The sequence below is a fragment of the Arthrospira sp. PCC 8006 genome, from assembly GCF_046480465.1.
GTDB lineage: Bacteria > Cyanobacteriota > Cyanobacteriia > Cyanobacteriales > Microcoleaceae > Limnospira > Limnospira platensis.
Map to the genome: position 1 here is coordinate 1 of NZ_PKGG01000114.1, position 16,478 is coordinate 16,478.

Sequence of the window (16,478 nt, forward strand, 5' to 3'; positions counted from 1 at the left end):
GGTACATTTACGGCTACTATTAAAAGGTTGCTGGCTTTGCGTCAGTGGTCGGGTTGGATTACTCCCGCTAGTGGTGTTTTGCTGGTGGGGTTTGGGGTGTTTTCTCTGTTGTACCGACTGGCTCCGATCGCCTAGTTAACTTTTGTAAAATCTTGATTTAATTATGACTGCTAAAGATGTGGTTTTCTCTAAACTTTCTAGTTGGGGAACAGCACCCAGAAAATTTGTCCGTAAAGAATTAGTTCCGGTGTTGGCGGATTTGCGATTAGCGATTGTTTTATTGTTAGCGATCGCCATTTTTAGCATCTCTGGAACTGTTATAGAACAGGGACAGTCCGCCGCATTTTATCAAGCTAACTACCCAGAAGATCCGGCTTTGTTTGGCTTTTTAACCTGGAAGGTATTACTATTTATAGGGTTAGATCATGTTTACCGGACTTGGTGGTTTTTATCAATCCTAATTGTATTTGGCTCTAGTCTGACAGCCTGCACTTTCACCCGTCAGTTACCGACCTTAAAATCGGCACAACGTTGGCAATATTACGACAAGGAAAAACAGTTTAAAAACTTGGCTTTAAGTGCCGAGGTAAACAATGTATCCCTAGACCATCTCAAACAGACCTTAGAAAGCCGTCGTTATCTAGTCTTTCAAGAGGGAAATAAACTCTATGCTCGCCGAGGTATAATTGGCCGGATTGGACCCATTGTAGTTCACGCTAGTATGTTGATTATTTTGGCGGGTTCAATTGTGGGTTCAATGACGGGTTTTCTAGCTCAAGAACTTGTCCCTAGTGGTAATCTATTTGGGATTCAAAATATCCTAGATGCGGGGCCGTTTTCTCGGTCTCAAATGCCCCAAGATTGGGCGGTTAAAGTCAATCGCTTTTGGATTGATTATACACCAGATGGAACTATCGATCAATTTTATTCTGATTTGTCGGTAGTAGACCGGGAGGGAAAAGAACGCGATCGCCAAACTATTCATGTTAATAAACCCCTACGTTATGATGGTATCACCTTTTATCAAGCTGATTGGGGAATTGCTGGGGTGCGGGTTCGGATCAATCGTTCTCCGGTGCTACAACTACCAATGGCGCAACTAGACACTGGGGGAAAAGGTCGCATTTGGGGAACTTGGGTTCCCACCAAAACTGATTTGAGTGAGGGAGTCTCCCTGCTGGCGAAAGATTTACAGGGAACAGTGTTAATTTATGACAATGATGGTCAGTTAGCCTCAACAGTCCGCGAGGGTATGTCTATTGACATCAATGGTGTCACCCTCTATGTTGATGAGGTGGTGGGAAGTACAGGATTGCAAATTAAAGCTGATCCAGGTATTCCGATTGTTTATTTAGGATTTGGATTACTGATGATTAGTGTATTAATGAGTTATGTATCTCATTCCCAAATTTGGGGACTCCAACAGGGTGACAGGCTTTATATTGGCGGTAAAACTAACCGCGCTAAGGTAGCGTTTGAGCGAGAAGTGGTGGCGCTATTAGACAAAATCGAGTCGGAACAAACCATCAGCTAAACTATCATTCCCCCTCTACATAAGCCAGTTTGGGGGGGGGATTTTATGCTCAATTTCCATGATAATTTTTGATTAAATATACCATCAATATCCAGGTTTATTTACAGGGTGGTAATTGCCAAAATTTATGGTATTTTAAAGTTAATTATTTTTAAAAATTACCGATTCAATACTGAAGATATACTGCAGCCAAATTGTGATTATCCTAATCTTTTATCTGCAAATATTATGCTGGTTAAAAAGTTCAACCAAGCCATTATAACACTATTCGGAAATACCTCTATTAGTACAATTTTAATTGTGCCATTTGTAGTCCAAGTAGTGGGAGCGACCGGATTGGTGGGTTATTTATCGTTCCGCACAGGAAAAAGTGCGATCGCCGATTTAGCGAACCAATTAATCGAAGAAGTAAGCGATCGCATTTACCAAAACCTAGAATTATACCTAGAAATTCCGGCTAAGATAAACCAAAAAAAACTGGATGCGATCGAGTTAGGATTTGGAGAATATGATTAATATTATCGAACCAGAGACAGATTTTAGCTTCTATTATTATCATACTAATGACCAAAGCGATCGCACTACTGTACAAGCCATAGTCGAGAACGCAGACCCACGCAAGCACACCATTTATATCACAGCCAAAGAAGCTGGTCAAGCCATCTGGAGTGATGTTTATATCTCCTACTTATAACCCACGCTACTTTTAAGCCATCTTTATCCAGTCTATGATGATAGTAATAACTTCCAAGGTGTATTAATTTCAACCTTACGTCTAGATCATATTTCGGAATTTCTCCATAGCCTTAGTATTGGGAAGTCTGGACAAGCATTTATTATCAAACGTGACGGGACTTTCTTGGCAACTTCCACCTGAGAATTACCCTTGACCATTGATGAAGAAGAACGCCGAGAATTAATGAATGGTTACCAAAGCAATAATCCCATTAATCAAGCAACGGCTAAAGATTTATTTAATACATTTGGCGACCTCAAAACTCTAGGGAGTAACCAAAATAATGAGTTGCGATTGAATGAAAATCTGTACTTTGTGAAAGTTAGACCTTTACAGGATGAGTATAATTTAGATTGGCTGATTGTTGTAGTTGTACCAGAGTCAGATTTTATGTCCGAAATCAACGCTAATATTCGCACTACTATTAAACCTGTTGGTGCGATGATTGTGGCAATTATTATTGGTATGATAACAGCTAGGTGGATTACTTTGCCAATTTCCCGCCTCAATATCGTCGCCAGTAATGTAGCCAAAGGAGACTGGAAACTGTCCCTATATCTGCAAAGAAATGATAGTACAGCAGTCATTTCAAGATTTAACCACCCTCAATGAATAGACTCACCAAATTTTTAAACGTTATTCCGGTAGGAGTAGCTATTTATGCACCGAATGGCGAGCTAATTTATTTTAACAAAACCACCGAATATTTACTCTCACTTGAGGAGGTGAGAGACTTAGAAAACCATACTTTCCAGCTAAATAATTATATTAATTAAGGGGGAAGTAATCAATTATCAAGAGTTATCAATCCCCCCTATTATAGAGCCTTACAATGTGAAAATATGGTGTCTAATTATCTATAAATTCAAGTAAGCGATCCCCGTATTACCTGAGAACTGAGAGCAGCTATTATTGTGGAAAAACAAGGCAATATTATCTATGAAATTAGGGGATTGACATTAATGAAAACCAAAAACCTGCCAAATTTTATCATCAATTGCGGCTCTAAACCAAGGTTTAAAAGCCGAAAATTTCGCCTGAAAACCGAATTAAAAGTAGCTCAAAAACTGCCATACATGATTTTACCGAAACCGGAATAATTAGCAGAAATATCTAACTTGGAGGCAGCCGGATTTATGGAGCCAGCGGACGAATTTGGGGGAGATTATTATGAGATAATACTAGAGTCCAATGGCAGATCAACAGTAGGTATTGGTGATGTAACCGGACATGGTTTAGAAAGGTGTTAATGCTGATGACACCAACAGCAGCTCGGACTTAATCAGCCTGACCATAAGCCGATCAAGTAAAGTTTTTAAATGGAATTAACCAGGTAATTTATAGTAATGGTATGCCGATGAGAAACTATAAAAATTTAACCCTGTCTTTTTTAACATTTCCAGATGATAAATTTCATTTAACCGGACAGCATGAAAGTTGAATTGTAGTTCGTAACCATGGATAAGTCGAACAAATTGATAGAATGGACTTAGGGTTTCTGATAGGTTTATAAGAAAATATCTCAGATTTTATTAATCAGCTAGAGGTGAAAGTCAATCCAGGAGAAGTGATGGTTTTATATACCGATGGTATCCCGGAAGCCGTTAATGAGCAACAGGAAATGTATGGTATGGAGCGGACTTTGTGGAGTGCTTCAGGAAAACCAAACCGCCACGAGTCAGTTGATAGTATTTGTGAAAGGGTAGCTAAAGATGTCAAGCAATTTATCGGCACACAAAAGCTGTTAGATGATATAACCTTAGTAGTTTAAAAAAAAATAGCATAGCCGGAGTAGAGACCGACTCAGGAAGCCGAGAGCCATGCTAATGTTAAAATCTAGTCAACAGATATCCTAGATATGCACTCAGGATCTAAGCTATGGCTGTACTACTTACCTGGATCGCGCTAATTCTGAGCATTCTGCTAACAGAGACATTTTGGCTAGACCCTCTGAGCTTTCTTAATTGGCTACACCTACCGAATTGGACTGGGTTAGCATTTGTGGGGTTAATTGTGGCTTGGTGTCTTGGGGAATAGGTACTAACTTGCCCAAAAAATAGTATGTTGTATCAGAGATTTATTTCAAGGTCTATGGTGCGTCAACTGTCTTTTAACCCTAGGGTCCATTTTACTAGTAGCGATCGCCCGACTGTCCGCAAGGAAGCGCCGCGACCGCTGTATCGTGTTTTACTATTAATGCTGGTAGCCACAGGATTGATAGGTTTGCAGGTTCATCGGCTGGTACAACTGCAACTGGTGAAGGGAGCAGAAAACCGACTGAGAGCGGAAGAAAACCGTATCCGGCTGATTCCAGTCCCCTCAAATCGGGGTCGAATTCTCGATCGCAATGGTACAGCCATAGCCGATAACCACCAAGTGCGGGGGGGTTTTTTTCTGGCCAAGGGAAAAGACCCCAGAACAGTGGAAACAAGCGGCTAACCAACTGAGTGAGTTACTCGATGTACCAGCACACAGCATTTTAAACGAACTAGAACGCATCGGCTACCAATCCGCCACCTCAGTCCGCATTAGCAATCATCTGACTCCAGAAGCCTTTATCTGGTTAGCGGAAAATGCCGAGAAGATGTCCGGGGTGGAAATTAGGATGGAGTCGAGTCGCCACTATCCCCACGGTAATTTAGCAGCTCAAGTAGTTGGCTACATTGGGGAAGCCAACCTACAAGAATTAAAAGCTAACCCCGATTGGCCAATGGGCATGGTAGTAGGACAGTTGGGGATTGAAGCCTTAGCCAATAAAGATTTAGTGGGAGTGTGGGGCGCTCGCTTGGTGGAAGTGAATGCCAAAAACGAGGAACTGCGGATCTTTGGTGAGAAATCCTCTCAAGGGGGTACAGACGTACAACTAACCATAGATATCAATCTGCAGAGAGTGGCGGAACAGGCTCTGGGACAGCGACGGGGAGCAGCAGTAGCCCTGAATGTGAAAACTGGGGAAGTGTTAGCAATGGCGAGTAGTCCACGATTTGACCCTAATTTATTTACTCGCCCCATTACCCCCCAACAATGGGAAGAACTCCAAGGGTTAGACCATCCGTTTCTGAATCGCGCCTTACAGGGATATCCCCCCGGAAGTACATTTAAGATTGTTTCGGCTGCTGCTGGTATGGCTTCTGGCCATTTTAGTCCAGGTTCGGTAATTGCGACCTCAGATTCAATTACTATTGGTGGGATTGCCTTTAAAGAACATAGTGGCGGGCTTGGGATAATTGGGTTTCGGGATGCTTTAGCCTTTAGTAGTAATACCTTTTTCTATCGCCTGGGGATGGCCATTGGCCCGGAAACCATGGCGAAATGGGCTAGAAATTTCGGGATTGGTACTACGGATTTAACATTGTTGGGGTTAACAGAGGGGTCTAGTGGATGGGTTCCTACCCCGGAAGACAAGGAAAAAATGTTTGGGGAACCCTGGTTTTTGGGGGATACTGTCACGATGTCTATTGGTCAAGGGTCGGTACTAGCTACCCCTCTGGAGTTGGCGGTGATGGTATCGGCGATCGCCAATGGTGGACAGCGAGTTAAACCCCATTTACTCTCTTCGATGACTAATACTCCCGCTACCCAACCTGTACCCACGGGATTGGCTCCTGATGCGATTAAAAAAATTCGAGAGGGGTTAGTTGCTACGGTCCAGTATGGAACCGCTCAGGTAATGAATGGTGGTAGTATCCCTTTAACTGGCGGAAAAACGGGAACTTCTGAGGTTTGGGGACAGCGATCGCACTCGGTTTATGTGGCTTTTGGTGCTGCGGATCAAGCAGAAATTGCCATTGCTGTAGTCGTGGAAAATGGCGGTTTTGGCTCTAAGGCGGCGGCTCCGGTAGCTCTGGAGATGTTCCAAACCTACTTTGCTGATAGAAAATAACCACCCACCCAACCGGGTAACACCAAACCCTGTTAGGTAAGAGGTTTCAGGCGGTGGCTACTTCCTCGGCGGGATATGTATAAATTTTGATAATCATAATCAAAAATTTATATAAGTAAACCCTGGCGTTATAGCGATCGCCTTGCTAAATTAAATCTATAGCAACCGAGGATGAGCCATAGGAGATATGAATCAACTCAACTTAAATACCCAGCCAAATTTCATCTTAAAACCCATCAAAACCCGGCTCGATATTCAAGTCAAAAATCCCAAAACAGCCCGGTTAATCTGCAATTTAATCCCCGCACAATGCCCCTTTGAACGCACTATCAAAATGTTTGGGCGTACAGTTTTACAAATTCCCCCCCTCTGCAAATTAAACCCTTTTTATGAGGAAGTTGTGGCGATGCGATTTCGTGCCCTTTTCTACTTAGCCGATGAGTGTGGAGAAGATATTTCTCAGTTTTTTGTCGCCTGAGATAACTTGTCTCTAGCCCAAATTTGAGAATCATTGAGGTGCTTTTTAAGAGTTGTTTCTGGTAGAGGTCCTTGGAGGTGACTCCAGGGGAGAACCTGGTTTAATTCCCAGTCTTGATTAACATAAAAATCTATTGGGGGAAGCTGTCCGCGTAATTCCTTAAACCCTCGCCGATAACTTCCGGGACTGTCCCCATAATGGCGGACTTTTTCCAAGAGATAAGATAAACGGCGATCGCCTCGGGAAATTAAAGCCTGAATTACCGACCATCGATAACTTTCCGGGCGAAAATCCATCCCATTCGAGCGCAGTTTTTTCTCTAAAAACTTTAATCTTTTTTCGGCTGCTGGATTAACTCCAAACCACTGAAAAGGAGTGTGAGATTTCGGGACAAAGGTACTACAACCGAGGGTGAGACGTAAACCAGGGGCGGCTTTTTTAATCTCCTGCATCATAGCAACTGTGGCATCTAAATCCTCTGATTCCTCCCCCGGAATCCCCACCATACCATAGAGTTTAAGGCTTTTTAAGCCTCCGGCTTTGGCATTAATAGCAGCTTGGATAATTTCATCATTATCTAGTTTTTTATTGATGATTTTACGGAGGCGATCACTACCACTTTCCACCGCTATAGTAATACTACGAGTATCCCGTTTCGCCAAAGTAGCCGCTAGTTTCACCGTCACCGTATTGGTGCGAACTGAAGCCAAACTCAATCTCACATCATCATATTCTGGCTGACTCAGATAATCCAACAATTCGTTAAATTCGGGATGTTGAGTCACCGAAGCCCCCAATAAACCCAGCCTTTTAGTGACAGTTAAACCCCGATTAATTGCCGGAATTAAAGATGATTCAAGATTCGCCGTCCGGAAAGGTAAAGTCAAATAACTAGCCAAACAAAAACGGCACATTTCGGGACAACTGCGAACCACTTCCACCATATAGATATTTTCCCAAGCCGCCAATTCCGTGACTACGGTGGAAGCTGATAGAGTATTTCCGCGATAGGTTTGTTTTTGCACCTGGGGGGGAATATCACTATCAATAGGTTTAATAGAAGCGATCGCCCCATCAGCACTGTGATATGTCACCTCATATAAACTAGGGATATAAACTCCCGGAAGTTGTGCTAAGTGGCGTAATTTAGTCTGTCGGTCGGCTTGTCTAACCTGTTGATAGGCGCTGATAAAATTAGGTATTAAATCTTCACCATCTCCCAGTAAAATCACATCAAAAAAATCAGCAAAGGGTTCTGGGTTAGCCGTGAGGACAGGTCCGCCGCCAAAAACTAGGGGTTGTTGATTATCGCGCGAGTGCGATCGTCTTGGTAACCCTAAATCTTCCAACTGCTGTAAAATGTTACTGTAGTCTAATTCCCACGACAGAGAAAACCCTAATAATTCTGGGTTATTTGGTAGAGGTTCACTCAGATCCGTAAACAGGCGGCTAACTTGTACATCTTGACGAAGTGCTAAAGTCGCCCATACTATCTGATAACCTAGGCTAGTAATTCCCACACTGTATTCATTGGGGAAAGCCAAAATCACCGGAACCGCATTAGTTTCCGGTGTAGCTGGAGTAAATAATAAACGTTCGCGCGCGAATTGGGTAACAGTCACAGTATAAAAATTAGGGTGATCAGATTTAGCATATCCAGATTAGTGATATTTTAACTTAAACCACAAAATAGTCGAAGCCAATACCAAAGTCGCCACATTAGTTAGGATAATCGGTAGATCTTTAATCAGCGTTCCATATACAATCCATAAAAATACCCCGGTACAGAAAATTACGAACATTCCCAGGGAGACATCACGGGTCGATTTAGTTTTCCAGGTCTTAATTGCTTGGGGAAGAAATGCAATAGTCGTCAGCATCCCCGCTAATAGCCCAATTCCAGTAATTATGTTCATAAATTGATGAGCAAATCCTGTGCTTAATTCAATAAAAATCCCACCCAAAACGAGTGGGATATTATCAACACTTGAGTATTAACACTCAGATTTTATGGTTCTTAAATTAGAGTGCAGAACCAACACCGACGTAAGCCCCATAGAAAAACAGACCAACCACAACCAGAACACCAGTTCCGGCTACCGTGGCGATTAACCAAAGGGGAAGTTTAGCATCTCCAGACACAGCTTTATACCTCTCTATTCAAAATTGAAATTACTGGGGAAAAGGGTAAATATCTCCAAGGTATAATGGTACTTCTAGTTAGTTAAAGAAATAACTAGAAAACAGGATACCCAGGACAAAAATCAACAGCAAGCCCAGATACAGAGAGGTTCTGTTCAGTTCAACAGGCTGCTTATTGGGGTTACGACTACGATCCATGTATGTCTCCTATCGTTGAATAAACTGCATAGCGGCGATCGCACCCAGGAAGAAAACTGTAGGAACAGCCAGGGTGTGTACAGCCAACCAGCGAACCGTAAAAATCGGATAAGTTATCGGTTGGTTTTGATTTGCATTCGTCATGTTTTTAAGTTCTCCTGGATCTACTTAGCAATAAATTGTTGAATTTGTGTTTTGCTATCTTGGCGTTCAGTGATAATCGGTAGTTCCTGGCGCTCTTGAGTAAAATACTCATTAGGGCGAGGTGTACCAAAAGCATCATAAGCCAAGCCGGTGCTGACAAATAACCATCCAGCAATAAACAAAGCCGGAATTGTCAGACTATGAATCACCCAATAACGGACACTTGTAATAATGTCACCAAAAGGACGCTCACCAGTAGTACCTGCCATTTAAGTCTCTCCTGTTAACAAATCCACAACTTACAGACTCTCAATCATATTATAATAGGGTAGAGAGTCACTTATAACAAGCCAATTTTACCAACATTTTTTAAAGGCTGGTTTTTCTCTCAACTAGATGCTGAGGTGTTTCCGGTGTATCTAAGTAATGTTCCCCGTTGACCGAGTATAAATCCCCGTTTAGGACTCATAAACTCAATGCGGTAAAAATTGGAGGGAATATCCTCAACTTTCCTGTCTTTTTGCCAGGTTTCACCCCCATCAAAACTACAGAGAAGGTTACCACTACCGCCAGTGACCCAAATCTCTTCGGGGGTACGATAAGCCAAATCCAGTAATCCCCAACTGGTGGAAAACTCTGGCTTAATAGGATCACTCCATTCTTCGGGATCATTAGGGTCGCTAAACCGGATCTCACCGCCACGGGCTAACATCCAGAGTCGGTTATCCTGACCAAAGCCAATTTTTTCTAGGCGTTTAGAACTATAGCGAATGTGGGGAGTCCAAGAGGTCTGTCCCGGTTCCCAAGTCGAGTAAAAATTACCCTTAGCTGAAACGGTAACATATTCGCCTTGTTCCGAGCGAGACAAGCTGCGAATTACTCCCACAGCATCTTCTACCATAGCCTGCCAAGTTTGACCGCCATCTTTAGTTTGATAGATGGCTCCGACATTAGTAGTCATTTCCGCCGCACTAGGTCCGAGGGCGACAATATTATTGGGAGCGCCGGGGAGTTTATTGCTGAGGGCGATGCGAGTCCAGGACTTACCCCCATCAGTGCTATGGAGAAGTACAGAAGGCTCACCGACAACCCATCCTTCCGAGCCGCTAAAACTAACAGAGGTCAGCAGAAGATTAGGTTCATCGAGATCTAGCTGTTTAGTTTCCCAGGTCTTACCGCCATCTTGAGTTTCTAACAAAGTGGCATTGCTACCGACAATCCAACCATGATCGGAGTTATCGACAAAATCGATATCAAATAACTTGGCATCTGTAGCCACGGGGACTAATTCCCAAGGATTATAGCTAACATCTGGCAGATAGTCACAACTTGCACAGAACAAAGCCACAGCTATCAAAATGGCAAATTTTTGCAAAAATTTAGGGAACTGCATTTTCAATCTGGTTAAATCCCTTAACGTAAACCATACAAACTAATAAAAAACAGAAATGCCAAAGCCAGCCCGCCAAAAATGAGAAGACTTTTCTGTTGAGAGGTCAGGGTATTGACTCCCAGGCCAAACCCCAGATTCTCCTCAAATCCAGACGGACCGGAGGAGGAACCAATATTCCTAAATTGGCTGCGGGGCGCACCGCAAACGGGACAACGCCACCGAGTTGGCAGATCTTCAAATTCAGTACCTGGGGGAATATTGCCTGTAGAACTGCCTTTGGAGGGTTCATAGACGTAACCGCAGGCGTTACACTCATATCGGTCTGGAGATTTGACTTCAGTGGCTGGCTCACTCATAGTACGGACGGTCGGGGAGTTAATTATTAAAAGTCTATTACATAATATTACAGAACCTGACAAAGTTAAATCAATCTGTGGCGATCGCCAAAAGACAGTTAAATCGCCAAAAGACAGTTAAAAGGTTGAGCAGTGTCGGTAAGCACGCTAATCGCAGATTTCTGTTAAGATCCAACCTAGCCATAGCTAAATCGTGTCCCACTGAACCGATCAGATCTTTGATTGCTCAGAAGAATGGGTCTAAAACCCTGTTTTTCTAGGACGGCTTTGTTCTAAAATGGAGAAGTCATAAGGCTCAAGAGGCGTTGAAATAGCTACGATGAGAGCGCACCTAGACAGTTCCGGGGGGCAATGTTTAACTAAATCCCTGAAGACAACCAGCTTTGGGCTTGAGTAGAATCAAACATAGTCGCCCCAGGGCATGGGGAGACTCTAAACGGACGCAGAGCGAGGGTAAGACTACTTCCGGTAGCACATGGCTGTGAAGCGTCAAGGAATCCTTACTGCTTCAGGCAGGACGAGGAGGTATGTCAAAGGTACAAGTGATCTAATAATATAAAGAACCAGTTACAAAACTATAACTCTGTTGATCTGCTGTGTTTTTTCTCAACGGTTACGAATATTTCCTGGGCTTCCTAATCATCTGTAGCCTAGTCCCGATACTAGCTCTAGGAGCCTCCAAAATCCTCCGACCCCAAAGTAGAAGCGCCACCCGTCGCATAACCTACGAGTCAGGCTGTGAACCCATAGGGGGAGCCTGGATTCAATTCAACATTCGCTACTATATGTTTGCCCTAGTCTTTGTCATCTTTGATGTAGAGACAGTATTTCTGTACCCCTGGGCGGTAGCATTTCATAGATTAGGCCTACTAGCCTTCATAGAAGCACTCATCTTTATTACCATCCTAGTCATTGCTTTAGTCTACGCATGGCGCAAGGGTGCGTTGGAATGGTCATAGGTACGCTACTACAGGTTATAAAAATATGACAACTCAAAGTCCTTCACCGAATACAACTATCATCAACCCCATGGAGCGACCCCAGGTCACTCAGGAATTATCGGAAAATGTGATCCTGACCACGGTTGATGATCTCTACAACTGGGCTAGATTATCTAGTCTGTGGCCGTTACTCTATGGGACTGCCTGTTGTTTTATTGAATTTGCGGGTCTAATTGGTTCGCGGTTTGACTTCGATCGCTTTGGATTAGTGCCCAGGTCCAGCCCCAGACAAGCAGATCTGTTAATCACAGCGGGAACTATCACCATGAAATATTCCCCCATGTTGGTCAGGCTTTACGAACAAATGCCCGAACCCAAATATGTGATTGCTATGGGAGCGTGTACCGTCACCGGGGGAATGTTTAGCATGGACTCCACCACCGCAGTGCGAGGGGTAGATAAGCTGATCCCGGTAGATGTTTACATCCCCGGCTGTCCTCCTCGCCCGGAAGCGATCATTGATGCGATTATTAAACTACGCAAGAAAATCGCTAACGAATCATTCCAGGAGCGGGGAAATCTCCAACAGACCCACCGTTACTATACGCGATCGCATAATCTGAAAGTAGTCGAACCGATTTTAACCGGGGAATACTTAGAATCAACTACCCGTCAAGTCCCCCCGAAACAACTGACCGAGGCGATCGGGATGCCCGTGCCCCCCGCCCTACAAACCGAACCCATGAAAAAGGAGGAACAGCGTGGCTGAGACCGAAACCGAAGCCCCCATCATTGAAGCCGGACCCGTCTCCCAGTGGTTAAGTCAGAATGGATTTGACCATGAATTTCTGGGTCCCAATCATGTGGGAGTCGAGATGATTAAAGTAGACCGGGATTATTTAATTCCCCTAGCTACTGCCTTATATGCCTATGGTTTCAACTATCTACGGTGTCAATGTGCCTATGATATGGGACCAGGGGAAGATTTAGTCAGCACCTACCATCTCGCCAAAGTGGGCGACAATGTGGAACAACTAGAGGAAGTTTGCGTCAAAGTCTTCGTTCCGCGAAGCGACCCAAAAGTTCCCTCAGTTTATTGGATTTGGAAGGCGGCGGACTTCCAAGAACGTGAGTCCTATGATATGTATGGTATCGTCTACGAAGGCCATCCTAACCTGAAGCGCATTTTAATGCCAGAAGATTGGATAGGCTGGCCACTTCGCAAAGACTATATCTCGCCAGAGTTCCATGAGTTGCAAGATGCGTATTAGTGGATTAGTGGAGTATTATAGTTTTTTCAGGTCAGACCATAACCGTTATGGGTGTTGACTGTTAAGAACAGTGGGTAGCCCTAGAGCACCCACTACTCCCCTGGGGCGAAAATGAGGATGTCCCCAATTCACAACCCAATTGCAATCTTTCTCAAAAGTCTGGTATATTTTCTTAGGCTCATGCTGTTATATTCAATGTGGTCTTAAGAATACGCACTCAGAGCAAGCGAGTGTATTCTGTTGGGATTAAGTCAAGGAACATGGACTTGATCTTGCAAAAACTGTCTTAGTCCAACATTTTGGTGGAGGAGTTCAAGCTAATGTCAAACCTTACAGGTACTAGTTTTATAGATGTCAACGGCACCGGGGTATTCGATCCTGGTGATCTGCCAATAGCTAATGCTGCGGTATTCACGGATTTGCCCCCGTTTAATAACGTATACGAACCAGAGCAAGGTGAACGGAGCGGCATTACCAATGAGAATGGAGAGTTTGTAATCACTGATTTACAGACTTTAGGAGCCGGGACTCCGTTCCAACTTCGACAAGTCCTTCCTCCCGATGTCAGCACTGCTGGGAGCAACCTGCCCATCGATTTCAGCGTTCCCGCCGATCCGAACCAGAACCTAGGCCCAGTTTCCATTGTTAACTTGCCTCCGGCTGTCCCTGTACCTCCAGTTCCCCCCATTACCAGCAAGGGTAACATCCAAGGTCAGACCTTCATAGATAACAATGTTGATGGCATCTTTAACCTTGACAACGAACCTGTTGTCGGTGGTATTCCTCTGTTCCTTGACTTAGACGGTAACGGAGTCTGGACAGCGAACGAACCCATTACAGTAAGCCGTCCTGATGGTTCTTATTCCTTCAACAACCTGGCTCCTGGAACCTATCAACTGCGGCCCCTATTGCCTGGGAACGACGTACCCCCAGGATTAGGCGGTGTAACTCGTTTTGCAGATAGATTAGTTGCTACTAATGATGAGCCAAAATTAGTTAACGTTTCCGGCGGTGCTGTTACCTTACAGGACTTGGGCTATGTAGTTCCCGGAAGTATCTATGGTTTCGTAGTTTCCGATGCCAACAGTAACGGTGTTGCCGATCCCGGAGAACCAGGTATCCCTGGCATTACCGTAGCTGGCGGCGGAAGAACTGCGGTTACAGATGCCAATGGTTTCTACATCCTTGATGTAGATGCGACCTTCCCCACCTTCTCCGATGCGGAGTTGGCTCAAAATCCCTACCTGCACTATGTACTTTCCAACGAGCCTGGGTTGTTAACAGAAAGTTTTGAAGTCGAGGTGGTTAATCCTCCTGGTAACTTGGTAGCTACCGGACCTGATCCTGCTTTTGATGTGGCTTTGGGTCGTGGTCAAGCTGCACAAAAGAACTTTTTCTTTAACGTTCCCCCCAGCCTGGTGGGAGGTCCTGGAGTTCCAGATAGTATCACTGGCTTTGTGTTCACCGATGTTAACATTGACAGTGCCTACCAAGTTGGTGAACCCCTCCTCGAAGGTGTAACCGTTTACCTGGATCTGAATAAGGACGGAGAGTTAAACAGTGGTCCCCTGCGTGACCCAGTAACCGGGGCGGTGATTCTGGATGCTAACGGCAACCCATTCCCGGCTGAACCGAGTACAGTAACTGGCCCTGGCGGTAATTTTGGCTTCTTTGATGTCTCCCGCTGGTTGCCCTTTATCGGACCAGGGGATGCTGAATTTATTGTCCAGGCTGAAGCACCTGCTTCCTTACCTTTCCTCACGACTGCCCAGCCAGTTATCTTTGGTGACGGATTGCGAGTTTTGGCGGAAGTGGGCGCGTCTAGCCTAGCCTTCGGTATGTCCCAGTTCCCCCCTGTTATTGCTGCTGCTGATCCTAGTTTTGGCTTTTAATGGTTAGGGGAAGCATTCCAGTAGCCTTGCTCATTAGGGTGTAAAAATAGGCGTAAAAATATAATTGCAATCATCCCAGGCTGAAAGTTGGCTTGGGATGTTTTTTTGTTTTGTATCAAAATACTCAATTTTTGGCGGCTGGGGGTATTATTATATACCTAGAGGGTTAACGGGGGTTTAAAAGATTAAAAGTTGTCTAAACTGTCAACGATCGCAACGTTTCCCGCTAATGTCTTCACCCTGGACAATGGTTTAACAGTCATTCATCAAGAAATTCCAGCTACACCGGTGGTCGTGGTAGATGTTTGGGTTAGGGCAGGAGCCACAAGGGAGCCAGAGCCTTGGTCGGGGATGGCTCATTTTCTGGAGCACATGATTTTTAAGGGGACTGAAAAAATCGCCCCTGGTTTGTTCGACTGGGTAATTGAAAGCCGAGGGGGGGTCGCTAATGCAGCTACAAGCCACGACTATGCCCATTTTTTCATTACCAGCGCCGCCCAGTATTTAGAGGAAACCCTGTCTCCCCTGGCTGATTTACTGCTGCACGCGGCGATACCTGATGATGAGTTTGTGCGAGAACGTTCGGTGGTGTTAGAAGAACTGCGCCAATCTCAGGATAGCCCAGATTGGATAGAGTTTCAAGCGATGATGGAAACTCTGTATGGTAATCATCCCTATGGGCGATCGGTTTTGGGGACGGAAGCGACTTTGATGCCGCGAACTCCTGACGAAATGCGGCAGTTTCATCGCTGTCACTACCAACCGGAAAATATGGCGGTAGTGATTGTTGGGGGAGTCTCAGAAAAGCGATCGCAAGATTTAGTTTCCCAGGCTTTTGGCTCATTTTACCACCGGGAAGAATGCCCAACTACTAACGGTTATCATCAACCTAAACTGAGGGGTATTCTCCATGAGGAACTACTACTACCTAATGTAGAACAACCTCGGATCACCATGGCTTGGTCAGGACCTGGAGTTGAAAATATACGACATGGCTACGGACTGGACTTGATATCGGTTTTATTAGCAGAGGGGCGAACTTCTCGCCTAGTGCAATTATTACGGGAAGATAGACAGTTAGTAGACTGTATAAGTAGCGGTTTTTCCCTACAGCGGGAGTCGAGTCTATTTACAATTAATGCCTGTTTAGATATTGACAATATCGAAGAAGTTGAACACCTAATCTGCGAGTGTTTAGGTAATTTAGCGGAAACTCCGATGTCGTCAGCGGAACTCGATCGCGGTAAGCGTTTACTGTGTAATGATTATGCCTTCTCAACGGAAACACCGGGACAATTAGCAGGGTTATATGGCTATTATTTCACAGTAGCGAAACCAGAGATTTCGGTAAGTTATCCCCACCAAATTAAATCTCTAGAAGCTGCGGAATTACAGGAAATTGCCAAAACTTACCTGAGCCCCGAACGATATGCGATGACTGTAGTGAAGCCCTTATACTAAATAATTAATAATTAATAATTAATTGTAGGTTGGGTGAAACCCAACAGAG

21 protein-coding genes and 3 pseudogenes are annotated in these 16,478 nt (G+C 44.4%); 16 read left to right on the forward strand and 8 right to left on the reverse strand.

Annotated elements, in window-relative coordinates; genetic code table 11:
* From B9T16_RS16345 to B9T16_RS16395, 11 genes and pseudogenes are all read left to right on the forward strand, one after another.
* A pseudogene (locus B9T16_RS16345) lies at positions 1-135 on the forward strand (cytochrome c biogenesis protein CcdA); the annotation flags it as partial.
* 28 nt (positions 136-163) lie between these two features.
* The gene (locus B9T16_RS16350; RefSeq protein WP_410245266.1) at positions 164-1,534 is read left to right on the forward strand and encodes a cytochrome c biogenesis protein; all 1,371 of its coding nucleotides are present in this window, start codon (positions 164-166) and stop codon (positions 1,532-1,534) included.
* A gap of 228 nt (positions 1,535-1,762) precedes the next feature.
* Positions 1,763-2,050: a histidine kinase gene (locus B9T16_RS16355; RefSeq protein WP_410245267.1), complete on the forward strand. Its 288-nt coding sequence runs from the start codon at positions 1,763-1,765 to the stop codon at positions 2,048-2,050.
* The gene (locus B9T16_RS16360; RefSeq protein WP_006619572.1) at positions 2,043-2,228 is read left to right on the forward strand and encodes a hypothetical protein; all 186 of its coding nucleotides are present in this window, start codon (positions 2,043-2,045) and stop codon (positions 2,226-2,228) included. The genes B9T16_RS16355 and B9T16_RS16360 overlap by 8 nt, the downstream gene beginning before the upstream one ends.
* A 36-nt stretch (positions 2,229-2,264) precedes the next feature.
* Positions 2,265-2,411, forward strand: a pseudogene (locus B9T16_RS16365) (cache domain-containing protein); the annotation flags it as partial.
* Positions 2,412-2,420: 9 nt separating this feature from the next.
* A complete protein-coding gene (locus B9T16_RS16370) occupies positions 2,421-2,882 on the forward strand; it encodes a HAMP domain-containing protein (RefSeq protein ID WP_006619571.1) in 462 nt (153 codons plus the stop codon).
* Entirely contained in the window at positions 2,879-3,046 is a 168-nt protein-coding gene (locus B9T16_RS16375; RefSeq protein WP_410245268.1) for a hypothetical protein, read from the forward strand. Before B9T16_RS16370 ends, B9T16_RS16375 begins: the two co-directional genes overlap by 4 nt.
* A 770-nt stretch (positions 3,047-3,816) precedes the next feature.
* Entirely contained in the window at positions 3,817-4,041 is a 225-nt protein-coding gene (locus tag B9T16_RS16380; RefSeq protein ID WP_234933587.1) for a PP2C family protein-serine/threonine phosphatase, read from the forward strand.
* A gap of 107 nt (positions 4,042-4,148) precedes the next feature.
* On the forward strand, positions 4,149-4,307 hold the full coding sequence (locus tag B9T16_RS16385) for a hypothetical protein (RefSeq protein WP_014274359.1): 159 nt from the start codon (positions 4,149-4,151) through the stop codon (positions 4,305-4,307).
* A gap of 54 nt (positions 4,308-4,361) precedes the next feature.
* A pseudogene (mrdA, locus tag B9T16_RS16390) lies at positions 4,362-6,153 on the forward strand (penicillin-binding protein 2).
* Positions 6,154-6,340: 187 nt separating this feature from the next.
* Positions 6,341-6,631, forward strand: a complete 291-nt coding sequence (locus tag B9T16_RS16395) for a Mo-dependent nitrogenase C-terminal domain-containing protein (protein ID WP_006616839.1) — start codon at positions 6,341-6,343, stop codon at positions 6,629-6,631.
* Here the strand turns inward: B9T16_RS16395 and B9T16_RS16400 are convergent.
* The 8 genes from B9T16_RS16400 to B9T16_RS16435 form a co-directional block, all read right to left on the reverse strand.
* Positions 6,613-8,253, reverse strand: coding sequence for a B12-binding domain-containing radical SAM protein (locus tag B9T16_RS16400; protein WP_410245269.1), 1,641 nt, complete (start codon positions 8,251-8,253; stop codon positions 6,613-6,615). The two genes, B9T16_RS16395 and B9T16_RS16400, sit on opposite strands and share 19 nt — an antisense overlap.
* Before the next feature lie 39 nt (positions 8,254-8,292).
* Entirely contained in the window at positions 8,293-8,547 is a 255-nt protein-coding gene (locus B9T16_RS16405) for a SemiSWEET transporter (RefSeq protein WP_035737656.1), read from the reverse strand.
* A 106-nt stretch (positions 8,548-8,653) separates the two neighbouring features.
* Entirely contained in the window at positions 8,654-8,773 is a 120-nt protein-coding gene (locus B9T16_RS16410) for a photosystem II reaction center protein J (protein ID WP_006616836.1), read from the reverse strand.
* A gap of 78 nt (positions 8,774-8,851) precedes the next feature.
* The gene (locus B9T16_RS16415) at positions 8,852-8,971 is read right to left on the reverse strand and encodes a photosystem II reaction center protein L (RefSeq protein ID WP_006616835.1); all 120 of its coding nucleotides are present in this window, start codon (positions 8,969-8,971) and stop codon (positions 8,852-8,854) included.
* A gap of 9 nt (positions 8,972-8,980) precedes the next feature.
* Positions 8,981-9,115 carry a cytochrome b559 subunit beta gene (gene psbF, locus B9T16_RS16420; protein WP_006616834.1) on the reverse strand — a complete coding sequence of 45 codons (135 nt, stop codon included), beginning with the start codon at positions 9,113-9,115 and terminating at the stop codon, positions 8,981-8,983.
* Positions 9,116-9,135: 20 nt separating this feature from the next.
* Positions 9,136-9,384 (reverse strand): cytochrome b559 subunit alpha, encoded by a 249-nt coding sequence (psbE, locus tag B9T16_RS16425; RefSeq protein WP_006616833.1) that lies wholly within the window; start codon positions 9,382-9,384, stop codon positions 9,136-9,138.
* Between the two features lie 119 nt (positions 9,385-9,503).
* Positions 9,504-10,508 (reverse strand): photosynthesis system II assembly factor Ycf48, encoded by a 1,005-nt coding sequence (locus B9T16_RS16430; RefSeq protein WP_006616832.1) that lies wholly within the window; start codon positions 10,506-10,508, stop codon positions 9,504-9,506.
* A 20-nt stretch (positions 10,509-10,528) separates the two neighbouring features.
* Positions 10,529-10,864, reverse strand: coding sequence for a rubredoxin (locus tag B9T16_RS16435; RefSeq protein WP_317265336.1), 336 nt, complete (start codon positions 10,862-10,864; stop codon positions 10,529-10,531).
* 596 nt (positions 10,865-11,460) lie between these two features.
* On the opposite strand from B9T16_RS16435, the gene ndhC reads away from it, so the two are divergent.
* From ndhC to B9T16_RS16460, 5 genes are all read left to right on the forward strand, one after another.
* Complete coding sequence (gene ndhC, locus B9T16_RS16440; RefSeq protein ID WP_006616830.1) at positions 11,461-11,823, forward strand: photosynthetic/respiratory NAD(P)H-quinone oxidoreductase subunit C; 363 nt, start codon at positions 11,461-11,463, stop codon at positions 11,821-11,823.
* Between the two features lie 25 nt (positions 11,824-11,848).
* Positions 11,849-12,574, forward strand: a complete 726-nt coding sequence (gene ndhK, locus B9T16_RS16445; protein WP_006616829.1) for a photosynthetic/respiratory NAD(P)H-quinone oxidoreductase subunit K — start codon at positions 11,849-11,851, stop codon at positions 12,572-12,574.
* Positions 12,567-13,076 (forward strand): NAD(P)H-quinone oxidoreductase subunit J, encoded by a 510-nt coding sequence (locus tag B9T16_RS16450; RefSeq protein WP_006616828.1) that lies wholly within the window; start codon positions 12,567-12,569, stop codon positions 13,074-13,076. Before ndhK ends, B9T16_RS16450 begins: the two co-directional genes overlap by 8 nt.
* A 320-nt stretch (positions 13,077-13,396) precedes the next feature.
* A complete protein-coding gene (locus B9T16_RS16455; RefSeq protein ID WP_014274362.1) occupies positions 13,397-14,968 on the forward strand; it encodes a hypothetical protein in 1,572 nt (523 codons plus the stop codon).
* Positions 14,969-15,160: 192 nt separating this feature from the next.
* On the forward strand, positions 15,161-16,429 hold the full coding sequence (locus tag B9T16_RS16460) for a M16 family metallopeptidase (RefSeq protein ID WP_410222944.1): 1,269 nt from the start codon (positions 15,161-15,163) through the stop codon (positions 16,427-16,429).
* The last annotated feature ends 49 nt before the right edge of the window (positions 16,430-16,478 follow it).